Origin of the sequence: Methanosarcina sp. DH1, from assembly GCF_020804205.1 — an archaeon.
Taxonomy (GTDB): domain Archaea; phylum Halobacteriota; class Methanosarcinia; order Methanosarcinales; family Methanosarcinaceae; genus Methanosarcina; species Methanosarcina vacuolata.
Map to the genome: position 1 here is coordinate 27,636 of NZ_WJBJ01000006.1, position 20,212 is coordinate 47,847.

Annotated in this window: 19 protein-coding genes and 2 pseudogenes; 9 read left to right on the plus strand and 12 right to left on the minus strand. The window is 41.9% G+C overall.

What is annotated here, in order from left to right; translation table 11 throughout:
* From FXW07_RS03785 to FXW07_RS03805, 5 genes are all read right to left on the minus strand, one after another.
* Positions 1–640, minus strand: a 640-nt coding sequence (locus FXW07_RS03785) for a YncE family protein (RefSeq protein WP_229393825.1), incomplete at its 3' end; no start/stop codon positions are given.
* A gap of 1,506 nt (positions 641–2,146) precedes the next feature.
* Positions 2,147–2,887, minus strand: coding sequence for a 3,4-dihydroxy-2-butanone-4-phosphate synthase (ribB, locus tag FXW07_RS03790; protein ID WP_229393826.1), 741 nt, complete (start codon positions 2,885–2,887; stop codon positions 2,147–2,149).
* A complete protein-coding gene (locus FXW07_RS03795; RefSeq protein ID WP_229393827.1) occupies positions 2,884–3,561 on the minus strand; it encodes a winged helix-turn-helix domain-containing protein/riboflavin kinase in 678 nt (225 codons plus the stop codon). The genes ribB and FXW07_RS03795 overlap by 4 nt, the downstream gene beginning before the upstream one ends.
* A 270-nt stretch (positions 3,562–3,831) precedes the next feature.
* Positions 3,832–4,101, minus strand: a complete 270-nt coding sequence (locus FXW07_RS03800; protein WP_229393828.1) for a hypothetical protein — start codon at positions 4,099–4,101, stop codon at positions 3,832–3,834.
* 626 nt (positions 4,102–4,727) lie between these two features.
* On the minus strand, positions 4,728–5,132 hold the full coding sequence (locus FXW07_RS03805) for a pyridoxamine 5'-phosphate oxidase family protein (protein ID WP_229393829.1): 405 nt from the start codon (positions 5,130–5,132) through the stop codon (positions 4,728–4,730).
* A gap of 193 nt (positions 5,133–5,325) precedes the next feature.
* Here FXW07_RS03805 and FXW07_RS03810 point away from each other — a divergent pair, with 193 nt between their 5' ends.
* The 9 genes and pseudogenes from FXW07_RS03810 to FXW07_RS03850 all read left to right on the plus strand — a co-directional run bounded on the left by FXW07_RS03810 (position 5,326) and on the right by FXW07_RS03850 (position 13,484).
* Positions 5,326–5,961, plus strand: a complete 636-nt coding sequence (locus FXW07_RS03810) for an HVO_0476 family zinc finger protein (protein WP_229393830.1) — start codon at positions 5,326–5,328, stop codon at positions 5,959–5,961.
* Positions 5,903–6,652: pseudogene (locus tag FXW07_RS03815) on the plus strand (protein-L-isoaspartate O-methyltransferase). Before FXW07_RS03810 ends, FXW07_RS03815 begins: the two are co-directional and overlap by 59 nt.
* Positions 6,653–6,898: 246 nt before the next feature.
* Positions 6,899–7,363 (plus strand): bifunctional nuclease family protein, encoded by a 465-nt coding sequence (locus FXW07_RS03820; RefSeq protein ID WP_229393831.1) that lies wholly within the window; start codon positions 6,899–6,901, stop codon positions 7,361–7,363.
* Positions 7,364–7,749: 386 nt separating this feature from the next.
* Positions 7,750–8,571 (plus strand): imidazole glycerol phosphate synthase subunit HisF, encoded by an 822-nt coding sequence (hisF, locus tag FXW07_RS03825; RefSeq protein ID WP_229393832.1) that lies wholly within the window; start codon positions 7,750–7,752, stop codon positions 8,569–8,571.
* Positions 8,572–8,612: 41 nt separating this feature from the next.
* On the plus strand, positions 8,613–8,900 hold the full coding sequence (locus FXW07_RS03830; protein ID WP_229393833.1) for a MazG nucleotide pyrophosphohydrolase domain-containing protein: 288 nt from the start codon (positions 8,613–8,615) through the stop codon (positions 8,898–8,900).
* A 209-nt stretch (positions 8,901–9,109) separates the two neighbouring features.
* Complete coding sequence (locus FXW07_RS03835; protein ID WP_229393834.1) at positions 9,110–9,511, plus strand: hypothetical protein; 402 nt, start codon at positions 9,110–9,112, stop codon at positions 9,509–9,511.
* Between the two features lie 365 nt (positions 9,512–9,876).
* Entirely contained in the window at positions 9,877–12,483 is a 2,607-nt protein-coding gene (locus FXW07_RS03840; protein ID WP_229393835.1) for a DUF3656 domain-containing protein, read from the plus strand.
* Positions 12,484–12,623: 140 nt separating this feature from the next.
* Complete coding sequence (locus tag FXW07_RS03845; RefSeq protein ID WP_229393836.1) at positions 12,624–13,082, plus strand: nucleoside 2-deoxyribosyltransferase; 459 nt, start codon at positions 12,624–12,626, stop codon at positions 13,080–13,082.
* Between the two features lie 144 nt (positions 13,083–13,226).
* A complete protein-coding gene (locus FXW07_RS03850; protein ID WP_048117677.1) occupies positions 13,227–13,484 on the plus strand; it encodes a pro-sigmaK processing inhibitor BofA family protein in 258 nt (85 codons plus the stop codon).
* Between the two features lie 142 nt (positions 13,485–13,626).
* On the opposite strand, the gene FXW07_RS03855 is transcribed toward FXW07_RS03850, so the two are convergent.
* The 7 genes and pseudogenes from FXW07_RS03855 to FXW07_RS03885 form a co-directional block, all read right to left on the minus strand.
* Positions 13,627–14,307, minus strand: coding sequence for a class I SAM-dependent methyltransferase (locus FXW07_RS03855; protein WP_229393837.1), 681 nt, complete (start codon positions 14,305–14,307; stop codon positions 13,627–13,629).
* A gap of 69 nt (positions 14,308–14,376) precedes the next feature.
* Positions 14,377–15,990 (minus strand): lysine--tRNA ligase, encoded by a 1,614-nt coding sequence (gene lysS / locus FXW07_RS03860; RefSeq protein ID WP_229393838.1) that lies wholly within the window; start codon positions 15,988–15,990, stop codon positions 14,377–14,379.
* Between the two features lie 934 nt (positions 15,991–16,924).
* A pseudogene (mtbB, locus tag FXW07_RS03865) lies at positions 16,925–18,328 on the minus strand ([dimethylamine--corrinoid protein] Co-methyltransferase).
* 58 nt (positions 18,329–18,386) lie between these two features.
* Positions 18,387–18,536, minus strand: a complete 150-nt coding sequence (locus FXW07_RS03870; protein ID WP_197078811.1) for a hypothetical protein — start codon at positions 18,534–18,536, stop codon at positions 18,387–18,389.
* A 20-nt stretch (positions 18,537–18,556) separates the two neighbouring features.
* A complete protein-coding gene (locus FXW07_RS03875) occupies positions 18,557–18,853 on the minus strand; it encodes a hypothetical protein (protein WP_048117658.1) in 297 nt (98 codons plus the stop codon).
* Position 18,854: 1 nt separating this feature from the next.
* Positions 18,855–19,916 (minus strand): DMT family transporter, encoded by a 1,062-nt coding sequence (locus FXW07_RS03880; protein WP_229393839.1) that lies wholly within the window; start codon positions 19,914–19,916, stop codon positions 18,855–18,857.
* The gene (locus tag FXW07_RS03885) at positions 19,892–20,047 is read right to left on the minus strand and encodes a hypothetical protein (protein ID WP_229394350.1); all 156 of its coding nucleotides are present in this window, start codon (positions 20,045–20,047) and stop codon (positions 19,892–19,894) included. Before FXW07_RS03885 ends, FXW07_RS03880 begins: the two co-directional genes overlap by 25 nt.
* Positions 20,048–20,212: the final 165 nt, after the last annotated feature.

The following is a 20,212-nucleotide window of genomic DNA, read 5'->3' on the forward strand; positions in this document are numbered from 1 at the left end:
TCACATATACCCTTGTTCCAGCCGGATTAACTGCAACTCCGGTAGGGAGGTTTCCTACTTTTATTGTGGCTATAGCCTTGTTTGTTGATGCGTCAATTACAGAAACAGTATTATCAAGGGAATTCGCCACATATACCTTAGTTCCTGCAGGGTTAACTGCAATTCCACAAGGATAATTTCCTACATACACTGTAGCTGTAACCTTGTTGCTCGCAGTGTCAATTACAGAAACTGTCTTACTACCTTCGTTTGCCACATATACCTTTGTTCCCGTCGGATTAACTGCAACTCCCCAGGGGTTTTTTCCTACCCTCACTGTGGCTGTAACCTTATTTTTTGCAGTGTCAATTACGGAAATAGTTCCACTTTTTTCTTTCGACACATACACTTTTGTTCCATCGGGGTTAACTGCAACCCCGTAGGGATATTGTCCTACATTTATTGTGGCTGTAACTTTGTTTGTTGTGATGTCAATTACAGAGACAGTGGTGCTGCCGCTATTCGTGATGTAAGCGTATTTAGCCGTGCTTGAAGTATTTTGTGCAGTAGCGGCCGATGTAGTAGATAACATTAAAATTAAAAATAAAACAATGGCCGTTGAAGCTAAAGCTACTGAACAGAATTTTTTGTTCATTTTCATTGTCTTACTCCTTATGTTTTGTCCTACATTCGGCAGATAAATTGTTGTTTCAAATATTTTCACTTATGGCGTTTTTGTGGGGACTTGCATTATATCCCATACTAAATTGCTGTAAAAATGGCCTGATGTTCGTTATGATGGCGCCTGGCCATATGTTAACACATGTTAAATACCGGGCAAATTAATAGGGCGTTTGAAAAGATCTATCCTGATCATCCTCTTCATTTTAAGGGAATATGGTATAACCAAAAAATCCAGAATAATTTTATTACATGTTTAGAAAGTTGAATTAGTGTCTTAATTTATTTTTAAACTTGAGTAAATTTTTAAACTTCCAGTACATATATGAGACCTACTTTTACCATACAGTTTGAAGAAGATACTTATCCTGAAAAATATCCACATTTAATGTTGATCTGCCGAATACAGGTTTCTTGTTCTAAAACTCAGTTCCAAAACCCAGGTAATTTTTGCGTTTTTGGCTTTGTAGACAACCTATCGAAATCAACTTTCATTGGATCTGAAAATGAATATGTAAAAGTATATTAGGTAATTCAGGTTAAACAATGGGAAATTCTTGATTTCAGAGGATTTCTACATAACCATGCTTTTTAATTACAGATTGAACCGGAGTTTATAAAATCATGAAAACCGGGATGTAGATTATAAACAATCTGCAGGCATAATAAAAATTTATTAAATGCCTGACCCATGTAGTTCAATATTAGCGCCATCTAATCTTGACCTAGTTCACCGTCGATAATTATATCATTTCCACATTATTCATAAGAACCATTAAAGGAACCAGTTGTATCGATTATATGTTAGATCCTTCAGGAGGGAGATCAGCTATTTTTATTCCATGATCACTGATTCGCTCTATATTTGGATTTTTTATATTAAAACGTTTCTAATTCTTGTCCAAAAACTTCGCTTTCAGTTACAAGTTCTTTTTTATGTGTTGCGTGATGCGAGTTTATACTATAAATCCAAATTCATGCGACTCTGTTCCAAAATCCAGTGATTTTTACGTTTCTTGATTGAAAATCTGAATTAACAAGAAGAATCCGGTATTCATTAAAATCAATATTCGACATCTTAAGACGTCAACCTCTGAGTATATCACAAAGATTGTGGCCAATGATAGAATACAAAATTCGAAAAGCTTTGGTACATCTTTTATCTTTAATTTCATAAGGATTGATGTACAGTGAAGACTGCAATTGTTTTAAAGCTTCGAGTTCTATTTTGACTCAAAGAGGTGACAAGGAAAAATAGAAAATGTTATTATATTTTTTCTGTGATTTAAACCTTAGTTCCGCATTTTTAGGCATATAACTGTCGCTTGATACCTATACATAGCTTAAGCTTAGGCAATCAGATTCAAGGTAATATTTGTAAATCGCAATCATCTAACCTTACATATATACGGAATAGCATATATGCACCTAAAAAAGCAAAAGTTAGGTTGGAAACCCATTTAATTTGAAAAGGATACAAGAATTCTTATTCCGAGCCTGCCCATGTCATATAGGCTTCGACTATTTCCTGCCCTTCCAGAAATACCAATCCGTGTTCTTTACCATACTCTTTTGAGTCTTCTTTGGAAAGAGCTTTACCAGTATTATCATCAAGCATCTCGCAGACTACCATTGCAGGGGTAATGCCTGCCATACGGGCAAGAGCAACTGAAAGTTCGGTCTGGCCTTTGCGGTCATCCAGAAGCCCTTCGGCAGCCCTCAGCAGTGCAACATGCCCAGGGGTTCTAAATTCTTCTCCAAAATGAATTACATCCCCAGACAACTTTTTCTCCGTAATCTCCCCGATTTTCCGGATAGTAAGAGCTCTTTCATTATCAGGAATCCCGGTTCTGGTATCTCTGTGATTGACCCAGAGAGAAAAGGAAGAATGAGAATCGTACTTAAGGTCACCTTCTTTCTCTACAACTTCCCCAAGAACATCACTGGTTTTACTGGCTTCCCTGACGAGTTCAGCCATAAAAGGCAACCTGAGCTGTTTTGATGCTACAGGGTCTACAGCCACACAGATAAGGCCGCCTGCATCTTTTCGCATCCATTTTACGTCTTTGAAAGTGACCGCTTTTGCAGGAATTACAAGATCAGTTTCTCCTTCCCTTGAGTCCGAATCGTAAATCTGGATCATTTTTCCGGCTCTCAGGGCTTCCAGCGCCCGGTTGATATTCTCATTTCTGTACGTAAGACATTCGTAAACCATACTTCTGCTCATTTCTGGTTCTCCGTACCCTGTTTTTTTAACTTTACCACAACTCTGTCCCCATCGTTCAATTTTAGGGCGTCTCTTAACTTTACAGGCGCGATGATTTCAATCAAATTCGAGGGGTAGTGTGTTCTTTCAGGAACGACTACAGCAGCTTCTATACCGCCAATGACAACTGGATAGCAGTTTCCGCCTCCGAATGTACGTTCTCCGTCATTGAAACCTTCGACCCGGATAGCCGGCGTTTCACGTAAAAGGTTTCGAAGAGGAGAACTGCTTTCTGAAAGCTGCACGTTCAGAGTCCCGGGAAAAGGCACAAAATGTAACTTTTCTTCAAATTGCTTCCGGTATCCGGGTATGTTTACATAATACTGGCCTTCACCGAGGCCTTTGAGCACGTTTCCTTCAAGTTCGAGAACATCGAGTTCTGGAGAAAAAATCCTGCTGTAATCAACGTATTCGTTTTTAAGAACTTCAATTCCTTTTTCTGTCATTTTTATCAACTGGCCACCGGGAACGATCTTCCTTTCGATCAGCCCATCTTCTTCCAGCTGCTTTAGCTTTCTTGCTGCGGTTTTGGAGCTTGCCCCAGTATGCTTTTGAAACTTGCTTGATGAGACCTTGATGATTTTATTTATTGCTCCTATAAGTGCGAGTTTTTTAAGGTATTCAATATCAGGCACTGTCGGCACCTACCCTAATATTGAGATGCATCTCAATTATGAGATGTTATACAATGCGTTCCGTTATAATAAAACTTTTGATAGCAAATTCCACCTGATGCCTTTCCAGGAAACTTTTTAGTATTTTCTGAAATTGTCAAAGTTTACAATCAATTTCACTGGCAACTAACAGCAATAAATCAAAAACTTGGAAAATAGTGTGTCCCGAAAACTACACAAATTCAAATTGACTTTCTATTCTTTTTAACACAAAAACCAGATTTATCGTTTTTATTGATGCATAGGTTTCTGCATTTTACCTGGACCAGATGAAGGTTTTGAACTCATTTTTGTTAACTTCATGCCTCTATTAGTCATTTCGGTTTCTACATCTTTAAGCAAGGTTTTGAGATCAATCATAACTTCGGTTAAATCAGAATCAGAAGTATTTGTGAGTCCTTCATCAACTGCATGCCTGATTCGTTCTAACATTTTTATTCTTAGATAGTTGAGAGTATTGGGATCTAGAGGTCTAGAATGTTCAAATTTGTTATCTACCATTCTTTTTAACTCCTCATATTTTCAGTAATTACAGGAACGCAATACAGAAATATATAAAAAGAACCAAAGGGAGAATTTAAAGAGAAATTCTTTTTTACTCTCTTAAAGTCCTTTTTGTCTGAAAATTGGAGGTTACCCGTATCATATAGTTTCAACCATATCGAGTTAAAGCAGCTCAGAATTTACGCCATTCTTTTCATATTTCCGAATTCTCTGCAGAAACAAATTTTAAAAAGAATGCACATTTGGGTGAAAAGATACTGTCTTGATGATTTCATAGCCATTAGTAAGCTTATCCGTAATAATTTTCAGCCGATGTACTTGAGACGAGCACATGGGTTTCTTTGTCCGTTTTTCTTCCATCACCAGTAACTCGATATATCGCCTGACAATATATCGGTAGATGTAAAGTATTCGGTAGATGTAAAGTATTCGGTAGATGTAAAGTATTTGGTAGATGTAAAGTATTCGGCAGTTGTAAAGCATTCGGTAAATGTAAAGTATTCGAGAACTTAAAATATTTTTAGATAGAGAAGCGCCTATAAAATATTCATTTCCCGAAGACTATACAAAACCTTATAGTAATCTCAAATCAGGATTTCTACAGAGCATAATTTGAGTTTAGATCAGAGCAATTTCTTTCCTGCATCCGGGCCAGGAGCACACTGGAATACCTCGGTAATCTCGACTTCTATGAGAGTTTTTGCAGGAAGCCCGGGTTTTGCTGCATGCACAATTGACTGCATTTTTTCAAACTTTTCCCCAGAATCGATAATATCCGCTTTACCTTTTATCTGGAAGCAGCCACCTGTATCGGGACCCCAAACGTAAACTGCAACATTCGGATTCTCTTTCAGGTTTGCCAGGGACTTAAGCATGAAATTATCTGCAATCCAGATTGTTTCATCATCCACAAGCTGGCAGAATCCTATAGGTACTACGTTTGGAACTCCATCCTTTGAGGCCGTAGCTACAGGAAAGATCTTCACCTTTGAAAAGGCGGTTTTCATCTTTTCATCTAATTTTACCATAATATCACAACCAAAATGATTGTAGTATATATTAATATAGTTAAGCGTCATAATTTTGTATCAAATTTTTATTTGTGTATTTTAGTGACCTTTCAAAATGAGCCTGAAAAATATTAAAAAGACTTACCTCCAGGGAAAACGTCGCCGGAGAAGTTAAGTATTTAGTATCTTGAATCCATCTAGTGATTATACCATGACAAGAGAAATTGAAGTTGAGTGCCCTTCCTGCTCCCCTGACGAAGAAGTCGGGCACGAGGTTCTGAAAGAGGGGCAGAGTCCGCTTGTCCGCTGTCTGGAGTGCGGTCAGGTGCATGCAGTGAAGCTTAAAACCCCCAAATCCGTCAGTTTGAAAGTGATAGTCAGTAAGATGGATATTTCAAACACTTACAAAACGGAACTGGATTCTGAGACTGTCCTTCAGGTAGACGATGAGCTGGTTATAGATGATGAGAAAACAGGTGTAGTGGTGCCTATCCTGATTACTGCCCTTGATGCAGGAGGAAAACGGGTCCAAGTTGCCCTGGCAGAAGATACCGAAACAATCTGGGGCAGAGCCATTGATGAGGTGACCGTAAAATTTTCCGCACAGGCAGGGACTGAAAAAACCGAAGTTCTTGAAAAACGCGTGCCTGGTGATTATGAATTTGTCGTAGGAGCCGAAGAAAGAGTGGGGAATAAACGCCTTTTCATCAATAAAATCAAGGTGAGGGATGGGGCATTCCGATCCAGAAAAGGCGATGTTGTGCTTGCAAAATACGTAAAACGGATTTTTGCGAGAAAGAAATGGGAAGGTTCGGGTCAGCGTGAATTCCGAAGAGGGCCGTGGTAAAGAAAAAGATAAAAAAGAAAAAGAAGAAGAAGAAAAGCTCGAAGCAATGCGCAGGCGCCTAGTAGACAATCTTGAGGCTTACCTGCTGCTGAAAGATAACGTCCGCGACGCTATGCTCCGTGTCCCAAGGCATAAGTTTGTTCCGGAATATGAGCAACAAGCAGCTTATATCGACAGACCCCTTGAGATCGGCCACGGGCAAACAATCTCTGCCCCGCATATGGTTGCGATGATGTGTGAACTCCTTGAACTTTCGAAAGGGCATAAAGTCCTGGAAATAGGGTCAGGTTCAGGGTATAATGCTGCAGTTATGGGGGAGCTCGTCGGAAAAAGCGGGCATGTGTACACTGTTGAACGTATAGAATCCCTTGCGAATTTTGCAAGGGATAACCTGAAAAAAACAGGGTATAACAATGTCACAGTGCTACTTGAAGACGGCTCAATGGGTTGTTCTTAGTATGCTCCTTATGACCGGATAGCCGTGACATGCGCAGCTCCCTATATCCCTGAGCCTTTGCTGGAACAGTTAAAACCTGGAGGCATAATGCTTATTCCTGTGGGGGATTATTTTCAAGAACTTTATAAAATTAAAAAAGACAGCAAAGGGCACATACATAAAAAGAAAAAAGGTGGAGTCGTTTTTGTACCTCTGATTGGTAAACATGGCTTCCGAAAAAGCCTGGAATGTTAAAGGCTCTTGTAAGAATAAGGTCTAGATTGAATTAGGTCTAAATTGAATTAGGTCTAAATTGAAGAGGTCTAAATTGAAGAGGTCTAAATTGAAGAGGTCTAAATTGAATTCCTGATTGCTGCCTCGAAACCAAAATCAGGCTGAAAGTTCTGATAAAAGAAGTTGAATCCGATCTTTAAGTAGCATTTTTAATATATTTATAAAAATTAAATTAGGTATTAATAAGTTTAAAATCATTCATTAAATATGGACATCGACACTTATGAAGATTTTAAGGAAATTCGAGTCAGGGATGTTTATATAGTCGATGTTTTTACAGACCCAACTCCTGTAGTGCTTCTTGAAGATCTGCAGGGGAATATGCTACCTATATACATAGGGCATCTCGAAGCTCTCTCAATAGGAAATGTAATTAAAAATATTTCTCCTCCCAGGCCTCTGGCTCATGACCTTATACTCACTATTTTTGAGAGGCTCGACGTAAAAATCGAGGGAGTTTTGATTGATGAAAAAGTGGATAAAATCTATTATGCACGGCTCCTGATAAAAAAAGACAATGCAATCATGCAGTTTGACGCAAGACCAAGCGACTGCATTGCCCTTGCCCTGCGCGTTGGAGCCCCGATAAGAGTCAGAAAAAATGTGCTTGAAAACTCTGAAGTAGAGATGTCAAGGCTTGAAGGTGCCCGAGTGATAAATATTTTCGGCTAGATTCTACTGGAACAGGCAGACTTCGTGTTCAGATCTTACTTCTCTTAATCCTGCTTTTTAAGTCTGCGAAAAAATGAGTTTAGAATTTTATCTTTAACGATTTTTCGACATCTCTTTTTCCTTTAAAAGACTTAAATCTAAATATTCTTTAACGACTACTATCCAGGGTTATTATTATCTGTAATTTTCTGTCGAATAAAGCAGGACTATTTTTGATAGGGACTACTGTCTAAGACTCCATTGATCTAAGACTCCATTGATCTAAGACTCCATTGATCTAAGACTCCATTGATATAAAACTGCCATTAATCCGGGACTGGCACTAAGACTGGCATTGGCTTAATTTCAACAAGCTTTTAATAAAAGTTAAATTTATTATCCCATAGATGCTCACCAAAAGAATAATACCATGCCTTGATGTGACCCTTGACAGAGCAGGCGGCTGTGTTGTTAAGGGGGTTGAGTTTGTGGACCTGAAAGAGGCCGGAGACCCTGTGGAACTCGCCAAGCGCTACAATGAAGAAGGCGCAGACGAACTTGTTTTTCTGGACATTACAGCTTCGGCTCACGGCAGGAAAACTATGATCGATGTGATCGAAAGAACTGCAGACGAGGTTTTCATTCCTCTTACGATTGGAGGAGGAATAAACTCCATTGATGCAATTCGCCAGATCCTCAGAGCTGGGGCAGATAAGGTCTCAGTTAACACCTCTGCGGTCCAGAATCCTGACTTCATAAAAGAGTCCTCAGATATATTTGGAGCCCAGTGTATCGTCACTGCTATCGACTGCAGGCGAAATACCGACATAAAAAATAATCCCGATAAAACTATTCTGGAGCTCGAAGACGGAACGCCTGCCTGGTATGAGGTTGTAATTTACGGAGGCAGGGAATCTACAGGAATCGATGCCGTGCAATGGGCAAGAAAAGCAGAAGAATTGGGTTCCGGAGAAATCCTGCTCACAAGCATGGACCGGGACGGCACATGTGCAGGTTATGACCTGCCAATTACGAGAAAGCTCTCAGAAGAACTCGATGTTCCGATCATAGCTTCTGGAGGAGTAGGAAACCCTCAGCACATCTACGAAGGTTTTTCAATTGGAAAAGCTGATGCCGCACTTGCAGCAAGTATCTTCCACTTCAGAGAGTACTCAATCAAGGAAGTCAAAGAATACCTTAGGGAAAGGGAAATTCCTGTAAGGCTTTAAATTCAGGAAAAAACAGAAACAGATGGGAGTGGGGAAAAACAATGGAGATCTCAGAATTCCAAAAGCTAATGTCTGAAATGTATGCACATAATGACAGGAAGAGGGGAGGTAAGGCTACCATGCTCTGGCTGGTTGAGGAAATTGGAGAACTTGCCGAAGCCATACGCAGGGAAGAGCCAGAAAATATAGAAGAGGAACTTGCAGATTGCTTCGCCTGGATAGGGGCACTTGCCAATCTTTACGGCGTGAATCTCGAGGAAGCCTTCCTTAAGAAGTATCCTGGTATGTGTCCTACCTGCAAACGGAAGCCCTGTATCTGTACGGACTGAGTATGTTAAGTATCTTGTTTATAGAGACTGATTTTCAAAAGCCTGATTTTCAGAATTTGTTCTCGGGATCTTGATTATCTGGTTTTCGTCCTTTTGGAGACTTTTTTCATATTTGCTTTCATATATATTTTGAGATACTTTTTTATTTCTTAGAGGCAATCTCTTATACGGAATTCTTATCTGGATTCTCCATTTATCGGGGGATATATATGTCAGAAGCCGAAACCATGGAACTTCTTGAGGGTTTGCAGTTGAAGATTCTTAACAACACTGGCGAGGATCTTGTGCTCCAAGCTGAGAAAATTGAGAAAGGGAAATTCAAAAAAGGTCACCAGGCTCCAGCTAAAATTGAATCTTATGAGGAAAAGAGCTTTGAGCTCATTGCATGCGAAGGGAGCTGCGAAGGTGGAGCGAACATTGAAGGCTGGGTTAAATATGGGTTGGGGTGTGCGGAAGGGTACTGCAAAATACACTTCAGATATGTGGAAAAAACAGATAAACTCGATTACTCCTGTGAATGTCACATGCACGAGGGAAAGATGCTCTGCGAGGCTTCAAAAGATGAGAAAGCCGGGAGAACTGTGAGCTTTATAATAGGGCCGAAAGCATAATACAGAGTATATCACCGGCCTGTCCGGCAAGTGTCCCTCAGGCTGGACCTCATTCATTCTTATCTATTTTTATCCTTTTTACTATTATTTTTTCATGAATTTTAACTGTTGACTCCTCTAATTATTGAATCCTCTAACTATTGAATCCTCTAACTATTGAGTCCTTTAACTATTGAATCCTTTAACTATTGAATCCTCTAACTATTGAATCCTCTAACTATTGAATCCTCTAACTATTGAATCCTCTAACTATTGAATCCTCTAACTATTGAATCCTCTAACTATTGAATCCTTTAACTATTGATCCTGCAGGCAAGAAAAGTATGCCAAAGTTTAATTAAGGACAGGATCTCTAATCCCATCTGATGAAGCCTGAAAAACCGGAACTGCTTGCCCCGGCAGGAAGCATGGAAGCTTTTATTGCAGCCGTCGAAAATGGAGCGGATGCCGTATACCTCGGAGCTCGGGCTTTCAGTGCTCGGGGGTATGCCTCAAACTTTTCAGAGAAAGAGCTTGAAGAAGCCATAGATTATGCTCACCTGAGAGGCGTGAAAGTATACGTAACCGTAAATACGCTACTCAAGGAAGAAGAAGTAGAAAACGCCCTCAAGCTGCTTTCCTGGCTGAGAGAAATAGGGACCGATGCAATTATAATTCAAGATCTTGGACTTATCTCGCTTGCAAGGCAATATCTGCCTGACCTTCCGCTGCATGCGAGCACCCAAATGACTTTACATAATAGCAAAGGGGCTGAATTCGCAAAAAAAATGAGAATAGAGAGGGTCGTGCTCTCAAGGGAATGCTCGCTTGAAGAAATAAAAATGATTAAAGAGAAAACTGGAACTGAAATCGAGGTTTTCATACATGGGGCTCTCTGTATTTCCTATTCCGGCCAGTGTCTCCTGAGCAGTCTTATAGGGGGAAGAAGCGGAAACCGGGGTTTCTGTGCCCAGCCATGCCGTAAAAAATACAGGCTGTATTGCGAAGGGAAACAAATCAAAACAACAGGCAGTTACCTCTTAAGCCCAAAAGACCTTAACACAACCTCAGGCCTGGGAGCTCTTATAGAAGCCGGGATTGAATCTTTCAAAATCGAAGGCCGGATGAAAAGGCCGGAATATGTTGCAGGGGTCGTCAGGATTTACCGCCGCCTGATTGACAGGTACATTGCAAACCCTGCAGAGTATTACGTTTCCGAAGAAGAGCAGGAAATACTAACCCAGCTCTTTAACAGGGGTTTTACTCAGGGTTACTTTTTTGAAAACCCACGCCAGGAGCTCATGAGCCGTGAGAACCCCCACAACCGTGGAGTTCCGGCGGGTACGGTTACAGGGTATGACAGGCGTTTAAACCGTATCCGGGTAAAACTTTCCCGACCTCTTCGTCTCGGAGACGGGATAATGGTTGAAAATGCAGAGACAAGGCCCGAAGATAAAGGAAAAATCATATCCTCAATGTATGCCGGAAAAGGCCCAGTATACAGTGCAGGAGTCGAAGATACGGTAGAAATTCCTTTTGATTCAAGGGCACCCTCCGGAAGCACGGTATACAGGACACATGACAAAATGCTTATGGATTCCCTAAAAAAAGAAAGCGAATCCGGAAGCCTGAGGCCTAAAATCCCTGTATTTATCACGGCAGCCGTTGCATCAGGGAAGCCTGTCAGGCTTGAGGTAAAAGACAGAGACTCAAATGCAGTAACAATTGAGTCTGAATATCTGGTTGAGAAAGCCAAAAAGCAACCAACTTCAAAAGCCCGCATCGAAAAACAACTTTCAAAACTCGGAAACACGATTTTTGAGGCTGCTGAACTTCATGCCACTGTGGAAGAAGATATTTTTATTCCTGTAGGGCAGTTGAACGAGCTGAGGACAAAAACAATAGAGCAGCTTGAAAATCTGCGGATTTCCAGGTGGAAGCGAAAACCTCTTGATACTCTACAGTCCTACGAATCTGGAGAAAAGGGATCAGTAGATAGAGTATCAGTAGAAAAGGAATCAGCAACAAGAGAATCAGTAGAAAAGGTAGGCCAAGAAGCCGAAAAAGCTGTTCAAGAGTGCCTGCCTATACATCCGATGCTCTCGGTTTCTGTGTATTCTATTGAAGGGCTCGAAGGGGCACTTGCAGGCGGAGCAGATAGGATTTATTTCGGCGAAGGGCTTTTCAGAAAGCCGGGGACTACAGGGCAAGAAAAGGACTCGGAAACGGGAAAAGGACCTGGCGCAGTTTTTGAAAAAGCTGTTTCTGAGACTCAAAAAGCTGGTAAGAAAATCTATTTCATTACTCCAAAACTTGTTAAAGATTCCAGAATGGAGTCTGTAGAAAAAATCTTCTCTCGTGTAAGGGAACTGGGGGCTGACGGGGTCCTTGTTTCAAACCTGGGAACCCTTTGCCTCGCAAAAGCTGAGAAAATCCCTTTTATTGCGGACAGTCCTCTGAACATATTTAACAGCCGTACCTTCGCTTTTATATTGCAGGAAGGGGCTCAGATGGCTGTGATTTCTCCGGAGCTGACCCTTGAGGAATTAAAAAGCATTGCGTCTCATGGGCCTGCAGAGTGTATTGTTTATGGCAGGCTTGAACTGATGGAGTCCGAACATTGCCTTACTGGCGGGCTGCTCGGGAACAACAAAGGGCAATGTAGCGCTCCATGCAGGTCAGGAAAGTTTACACTGGTAGATGAGAAAAACTATGAGTTTCCCTTGCTCATGGACTATGAATGCAGAATGCACCTCCTTAACTCAAGATCACTCTGCATGCTTGAATACGTTCCTGAAATTCTCGAAAACGGAGTTTCAAGCCTCAGGGTAGAAACCCTCGGAATGGATAATCCGGACGAAATCCGAAAAGTGACCAGAGCCTACAGAAAAGCAATTGATACTTATCTTGAAACTGGGAAACAGGGTCCGGAAAACTGCGAAAAACTTGGGAAGGGTTTTACTACAGGGCATTATTTCAGAGGTGTACAGTAAAAGACGGAATTCCCGGAAAAAGTGTACAATGAAAGTCGGAATTGACGGAAAAAGTGTACAATGAAAGTCGGAATTGCTGGAAAAACTGTACAGTAAAAGACGGAATTGACGGAAAAATGGACTAAAGGGTGGAAAAAACTATGGAAAAACTGGAGAAAATGGAGATTTCGGAAAGAAGAAGCCCAAAAATCTTTTTGTCGGGTTCGATCCGTGGAGGGAGGCAACTGCTTGAGACGTACAGGTTTATGTTTGATACTCTCGAAGAAGCTGGGGCTGAAGTGTTGAGCTGGCATGTTGCGGATCCGGAGCTGGAAAAAACCGAAATGAAAATGACAGAAGAAGAGATCTATGCCAGGGATATGGGTTTGCTTGTAAAAAGTGATGCTTTGATTGCAGAAGTCACAGTGCCTTCCACAGGTGTGGGTTATGAAATCTGCAGGGCGCTTGTACAGGGAATTCCCGTGCTCTGTCTTTACAGCCCTGATGCCGCAGTCTCGGCAATGGTACTGGGAAATTCCGACCATTTACTTGAGGCAAGAGCGTATCCGGACAAAACCTCGCTCAAAAAAATTATTACTGAGTTTATCAGGGCTTTCTGAAAATAAAAGCCTGGTGTAATCCTTATTTTTGAAAAAAACGTCATTGTAAGCCTGGACAAGTCCGGACTGTAATCATTATGGCTCATGACCATATTATAAAACTCGGTGATAATTATAAATAAGTTGAATAACTATGTATGATTCATGGTAGTTGGAATTATAGAAGTTTTAGTACTGATTCTGGCAATCGTAGTGGCCTTTCTCCTGTATAAAGCCCTGAAGACCGCAACCAGCCTTGCAATAAATGCAGTACTTGGGGTCTTAGTCCTTATGGCGGCAAAACTTTTGTTCGGACTTGAAATCGCAATTACCTGGGTAGCAGTTCTTATCTGCGCAATAGGGGGTATTTTTGGAGCGCTTGTTATAATTGTACTGAATTATTTGAAAATAGCTTTCATATAACAGTAAATAGACAAAAAAACTAGACGGAAGATTGAAAACTACATGGAGAATTTTCAACAAAACTTTAGTTAGAAGTTTTGGATGAAGTTTTTCCCTAAATTGTTTTTTGATAATATTTTTTCAAAAGTTTGAGAAACGAAATTCAAATTTTTCGAAAGACACCTTTTATCAAATGCCTTCTGTAAACATTCCCTTTGAAAACTTTTTCTTTTATTACATCTTCCAGCGTTAGAATTTCAAATCCTTTGAAAAGTGCCCTAACCTCTTCTATAGTAAAATAGTGGTAGATTATTCCGTTTTGCCGGGCAAAAGTCTTCTCTTCAAAAGGGATTGAAGCCTCTCCTCCGCAGCGCATATCCTTATAGCCGAAGGCCTCGAAAAAGAAAAAACCACCTTTCCTGAGTATATAACTGAACTCTTTTACAGCGGATTCCCTTTCTTTTATAAAGAGATGCTGAAGTACCCCGTAACAGAGAATTCCGTCAAAAACCTGGGCTTTGAAGGGCAGGTCCGAGATACTTGCACCAAGGTGTTCGGCAAACCTGCCGCTCCTTGAAAGCTGAGCTCTGGAACCATTCAGAGCCTTTAAAGAAATGTCAATTCCTACTGCATTGTAATACCTTGAAAGTTCCCCAAGGTATCTACCATTTCCCGAACCTGCATCAAGAACCGAGGATCCGGGCAGAAGATAAGCCTGTATATCCCGGACAGGGGCAGGCCCACCCCATTTCAAGTGGGTGTATTCTTTATCCCAGGCCAAGAAATGATTTTTCGTGGAATTTGCCTGTGAATTTGCAAGCTTAAAAGTATCCGATTTATCCATTTTTGCAATTTATCCATTTTTGCAATTTATCCATTTTTGCAATTTATCCACTTATGTGACTTACAGTGTTTATGCCTGTTTTTCAGGGCTGTAGTTTGAAGCTTCTTCAAACCTTTCTACCAGAAATTCCTTCTCAAACGAAGATAAGAACCAACCGGCTTTGGGGCCTGAACTCTGCCCAAGTAATGAAATATAGATCGCCTTGAAAAGCTCCCTGGGGTCAACCTGAGGAACAGGAGTATTCAGCTTTTCTGCAATTTTTCGGTTCAGTTCGGAACCTTCGTCCTTTGCAGAATAGACCAGCATATGGTATTCTTCTCCACTGATTTTGCCTATGGACTCAATAAGGGCTGCAAAGGCTGAAAGAAAGGCTCTTTGAAGCTCGGAGAGGGTTGCTGCCTGTACAGGCACCTTTTCTTTCACTTTAAACCTGGCAAAGGGTGGGGCATAGAGCTTTAGCCATTTAGACACGTTGTCTGCCAGTTCTTTTATACACTTTTTATCTTCAGTTGAAAAACCTGAACGTTTTACTATTTTCAGGATCTGGTCAAAATCTCCTCTTGCTACCTGATATATAGTTACCATCTGCTTGAAGGGAATTTCTGACTGGCAAATACCGGTTGCCCTGGAAAGTTCATACACTCTTTTCTGAAAAGCTACAAGTGAAGGATCATTTTCCCTGAACTGCGTCCGAAGTCGTTCGTATTCGTCCACAAGGGAGAGGAGAGGTTGTCCAGGATCGAATTGAATGTGTTTTTCAGGTTTTGTGCGGATGATAAGGTAGCGAAGAACTTCGGGTGGTACGATTTCCAGCATGTCCGAAATCGAGACAACGACCCCTGTAGAAGAAGACATCGCTCCCTGTTTACCAAGCATTATCCACTCGTAGACAATTGGATACGGAGGTTCGTGCCCGAAAATTTCTCTTACTATTCTCTTTCCGGTATCGTAAGAACCACCTTTCGAAGCATGGTCTTTTCCGAAAGGTTCAACAGTCACTCCTAAAACTGACCAGCGGGCAGGCCAGTCAACGCGCCAGGTAAGTTTCCCTCCCCCTGCCATGGGTACGGTCCCGGAGTGCCCGCATTCACATACATAGTCCACGGTTTCGACTTCCAGATCAAAACCCGTTACCTTCGTTGTTGTGATCCTTCCGCATTGATTGCATCTGGGATTGAAAAGGCTCCAATCCGGAGCTACGGTTTTCCCCGAGATTTCTTCCAGGATTTTTGCAATGGCATCTCTCTTAACAAGGGCAGTTTTTATTGCTTCGGTGTATTTGCCTGTCTTATACATCTCATCTGCCCTGTAAACCTGAGGATTAATGCCCAGTCGCCTGAGGGCTTCCAGGAAAGGCTTCAAGAAATGCTCGGCATAGTTTGCGCAGTTTCCACAGGGACAGGGGATTTCGGAGATGGGCTTCCCCACATGTTCGACGTAACTCTCGGGAAGGAATGGGTAAACCTTGCGCAGGGGATCATAATTGTCAGCAATATAGATAAAGTCAGCATTTGCTCCTTTATCAACCAGAGCCCTGTAAACAGCATCGGCAGTCACAACTTCTCTCATGTTGCCTATATGGATGCTCCCCGACGGAGTGATGCCTGTGGCAACAAGATGTTTGCCATTCTTTTTTAACACGTCTTCGGCTATGACGTCTGCCCATTGAATTGTGTCAGCCATATTTCTCACCAGAATCAAGCCTTTTTTGAAAAGGCCTGAGCGAAAACCCCTCTAAAAAGCATGGTAACAACCCTTTTCAAAAAGGTTTGATCGAAAACCTCTGGAAAACTATTGAATCCCTGGGTAGTTATTGCAAGCCTTTTCAAAAAAGGTTTGAACGAAAAACTTTGAATTCCCTGCATAATTATCGTTTCAACTAATAAACCTTGGGCTAGAAGACAAGGAACCGGAGTCTGTTTCTATTTTGCGTTTTTGGCAATAAAAGATGGAAATAAAACCGAAAAGAGGACCAAAATGTAAAAAATAAAAAAGGAGAAAAATTAATGGAGGTTCAAAGGCAAATTAATTCAGGAGTCTGCAGATTTAAGGAGATTTAATATGGCACTTTAGTAAACAAATCAAGTAAACTTTATTTGCCAATAAATAAAAGCACGTAAAAATATATAAATATTTCGAAATGGGACGAATTGGGGAATAAATAATAAGAATACCAAGACAAGTGGAGTGAAAACAATGTAAACTTACAGACCTATAATAAAAATATTAAGGAAGAAAGGGATAGATGCGAAACTCTGAAATTGCCAATAGGCTGACCATTAACATTGTAAATACTACTTTTTCTCCAGGCACAAATACCTCGCCAGATGAAGATACCTCAAAAACGAAGATACCTCGCTAGATATAGCAATGGCTACAGGGAAGCAGGTTATAGTTGAGGATCCAATGGTTGTATCAGGATAGAAGTAAGCTCTCAAAAAAATAAAAAAGACAGCAGGGGAGGTGGTCGCTATTTTCCAAGGAAGAACTATTCAGACCTGCTGAAGAATTTATAGTTATTTTACTGCTGTTTTTTGGCAGGCCCGGAGTAGTCCAGTCTGGATCTTGTTTATCCCTGCTGTGGAGGAACATTCAGGCTTCTACCTGAATTATTTCCTTAAGCGATCTGCTTTCTGAAGAGATTGCAGGAATTAATCTTAATATCGAGCAACTTTTCGATGTTCATTTTTGCAGCAATACCTTTTGCAGCGCCTGGTACTGACGTTATAACTCCGATGTCGAGTTCTTCACGCAGCTCACGCATAACGTGCTCGTCTGCGAGGTCCATCTTGTCGACCCCGAGTTTCTTTGCGACGTATTCTTTTGCTTCTCCTATGCGCATATTCTTTGAGAACTCCATCCTTGCAACAAGGTCTCCTGCAGCTCTCATTCCTGTCATACCTGAAGCCATTATGTGTGCGATCGGCATACCCAGAGGGTCGCCGACCCCGACCTATATGCCGTCTACGCCTGCAATTTCTACCATTGCTTTGCTTGCCCTTGTAACGGCATCAATAGGAGGAGTTTCAAGCATCGGTATTCCGCCCACACCCATCCCCATGTCAACGTGACAGGGGATTGGAGACGCTTCGACAGCTGCTTTCATGAAAGTAACTGCACGGGCAAGGTTCCAGGCTGAGGTCTTGCTGGTGTTGGTGTTGCATACTGGCCCGAAAACATTTGCTCCTGCCTTTGCAATAAGAGGAGCCTGCTGGTGAGGCCAGAGACCTGCAAGGGTAACGCCATCATACTGAAGGTTTCCATGCATACCAAGGACACATTCTCCTGCCATGCCTGCTTCAATATACATGTCAGGGAACTCTTTCCTAAGTGCTTCAATCGCATGGAGTGTACCATACATGTCACCATCGCCTGCTGCACCGGTTGTGTCGAAGTTGACCCCATCGGCACCGGATGCAAAGAGTTTCTGCATGACCCAAACCGTGTCTCTTGTCAGGTGTTCTGCGGCATGTTCCATTGAGTCCCAGGCTTCCTGAATCTTAAAAGCCTTCATAAGGTCACCAGGGTTCTCGAAAGGCCCATCAGGAGTATAATACAACCCCATGTTTGGCATTGCGCCGTAAAACAGTGGAACAATCATGTTCTGCTGACAGACTTCCATTGCCTGACATTCATTTGATACGACAGGCTTGACAGGCTTGAAACTGTAATCAATATGCCCGAGTTCCATTGTGTCAGCACCAAAAGCACGCTCGTGCGTCATGCATCCTACAAGGCGACTGGAAGGAATACCGACACCACTGTTGCCCTGGTCACCGTCAAGTCTGATTGTGCCTATGTCGTGTGTTACAGGAATTTCCATGCCCTGTTCGACACTAACAGCCTTGCCTGGCATCATAAGGATCTCTGCAAGCTTGTCCATTTCATTGCCATTCAGAGCAGAAATCTCACCAAGATCGGCAGCATTTGCAGTTCCGGCTTCGATCTCTGCAATTATCTTTTCTTTGGTAAGGTAGACACGTTTACCGTCTCCCATACGCAAAGCGTATTCAGTTGCCATTTTTATCCTCCGTTCAATTTGTCTTTAATTCAGATTTCGAAAAACTATATTCTGGGGTTCAAAATTGGGATACAAAGTTTCTGGCTTGCCAGAGAGCTATTATCGCCAGAATAAGGACCAAAACCATCCACAGTATCTTTGCTTCCGGTATGAAGGAATCTGCCCAATATGCATTATAAGCTGCTAGAGCCACTGCTGTTTGCGTCATATTTTCTATCCTCCATTGAATCAAACATATCTGAGGCAGGCATCAGAACCTCGAACTCTGCCGAAGTCTGTGATCACATACCTGTGCAGAAGGAAGCCTTTTTTATAGATTCCCTCTTCGTCGACTTTCTGCTCCACATCCTTCAGCATTCCTCCGGAAGCCAGTTCCAGGATGTCAAAGTTGATGCTGTCCCTATAGAAATCACTCTTCATGCCATATTCTTCCTGGATCTGAGGAACTATCTCATAATTCCAATGTTCTTTTCCATCCAGCAAGATTTCCAGAATCCTGAATTTAATAGGACGATTTCCACTCATTTCACTCACCTCTCAGAGTTTCAAGTGCACTTGTGTCTTCTGTAAACATGACGAAACTACCAATAACACAGAGAGTGCCTCCAACAAGGATGGTCCACTGCGGGACATCCCCGAAGAAGAGGAAAATGAAAATGATAGCAAATAGCCCGTAGAGGTTTCCTATACCCTGGCCTCTTCCAACCCCGATAAGCGGGAAGGACTTGTACCAGCAGACATAACAGAAACCAAACGTAATCCCTGCAAAGATAAGGACAAGCAGGGTCAGGGGTTCAAAGGCCTGAAGTGCAAAGGAATACATCGGGTAGCCGAAAATTGCGAGTATCGGAACAATAATAACCCACCAGATCAGGTTTTCACCTACGAACCTGAGGGTCAGCCCTACGTCCGGCTCTGAAATGTCAAGTCCCTTACCTGCGATTGCACCTTCAATACCCCAGCCGGCAGCAGCCATCAAGCCACCGAGATATCCGATCCACTGGACGTTTCCTGAAGAAAGCTCAGTCAGGAGCCCGCCACCGAAGATCGTAATGCCCCCTATAATGATGACTCCTATACCCATTGCCGCTCTTTTAGAGATCTTTTCTCCATACCAGTAGTAAGCAAGAATTGAGCCCACCACAGGGTAAAGAAGAGCTGCAACAGCTGCGAATGCTCCACCAATAAAGCCCATAGCAATGAAAGAACCGAGAATTGCCATCGGCCCTCCGAAGATAGAGGCGAGGAAGAACCACTTGGAACATGGGTGGAATTCCTTAATTGTCCGGACAAGTTCCCCGTATTTGCCAAGCACTCCATTCCAGAGCATAAGCGCCAGCATGACAGTAAGAGCGTTGAAGGCCGTAATAAGAATAGCCGTTACAACAAGAGCTGTGCCGTCACCGCCGGTTTTCGCAATAGTATTATACATTTCATCAAAGGGGTTCAGCACCCACACAACAGTCCCTGGAAGATACCAGATTCCCCAGAACACAGCACAGAAAAGGGCCCACATATACCCTTTACTGATTTTTCTCTTGCTTTCCTGTTTTTTTAAAGCTTTTAAATCCACGGAAAATCCCTCCATTTTTCAGAACGCTGTGGAGTTCCCTCAGGACGTAATCTCCAGTCCATCTCCACAACCTGAAAGTGCAGCCCAAAAACTCCTTTTGCGGCTTTCACACCTCGGGAATATGTTTCAAGTTTTTTTAGATTCAAACTTATTTTCAACTGCTGTTTTTAGCTGCTTTAGCTGCTTGTTTTTAGCTGATTTAGCTGCTTGTTTTTAGCTGATTTAGCTGCTTGTTTTTAGCTGCTTTAGCTGCTTGTTTTTAGCTGCTTTCAACTGCTGTTTTTAGCTGTTTTTGAGACTGCATCTAAGTT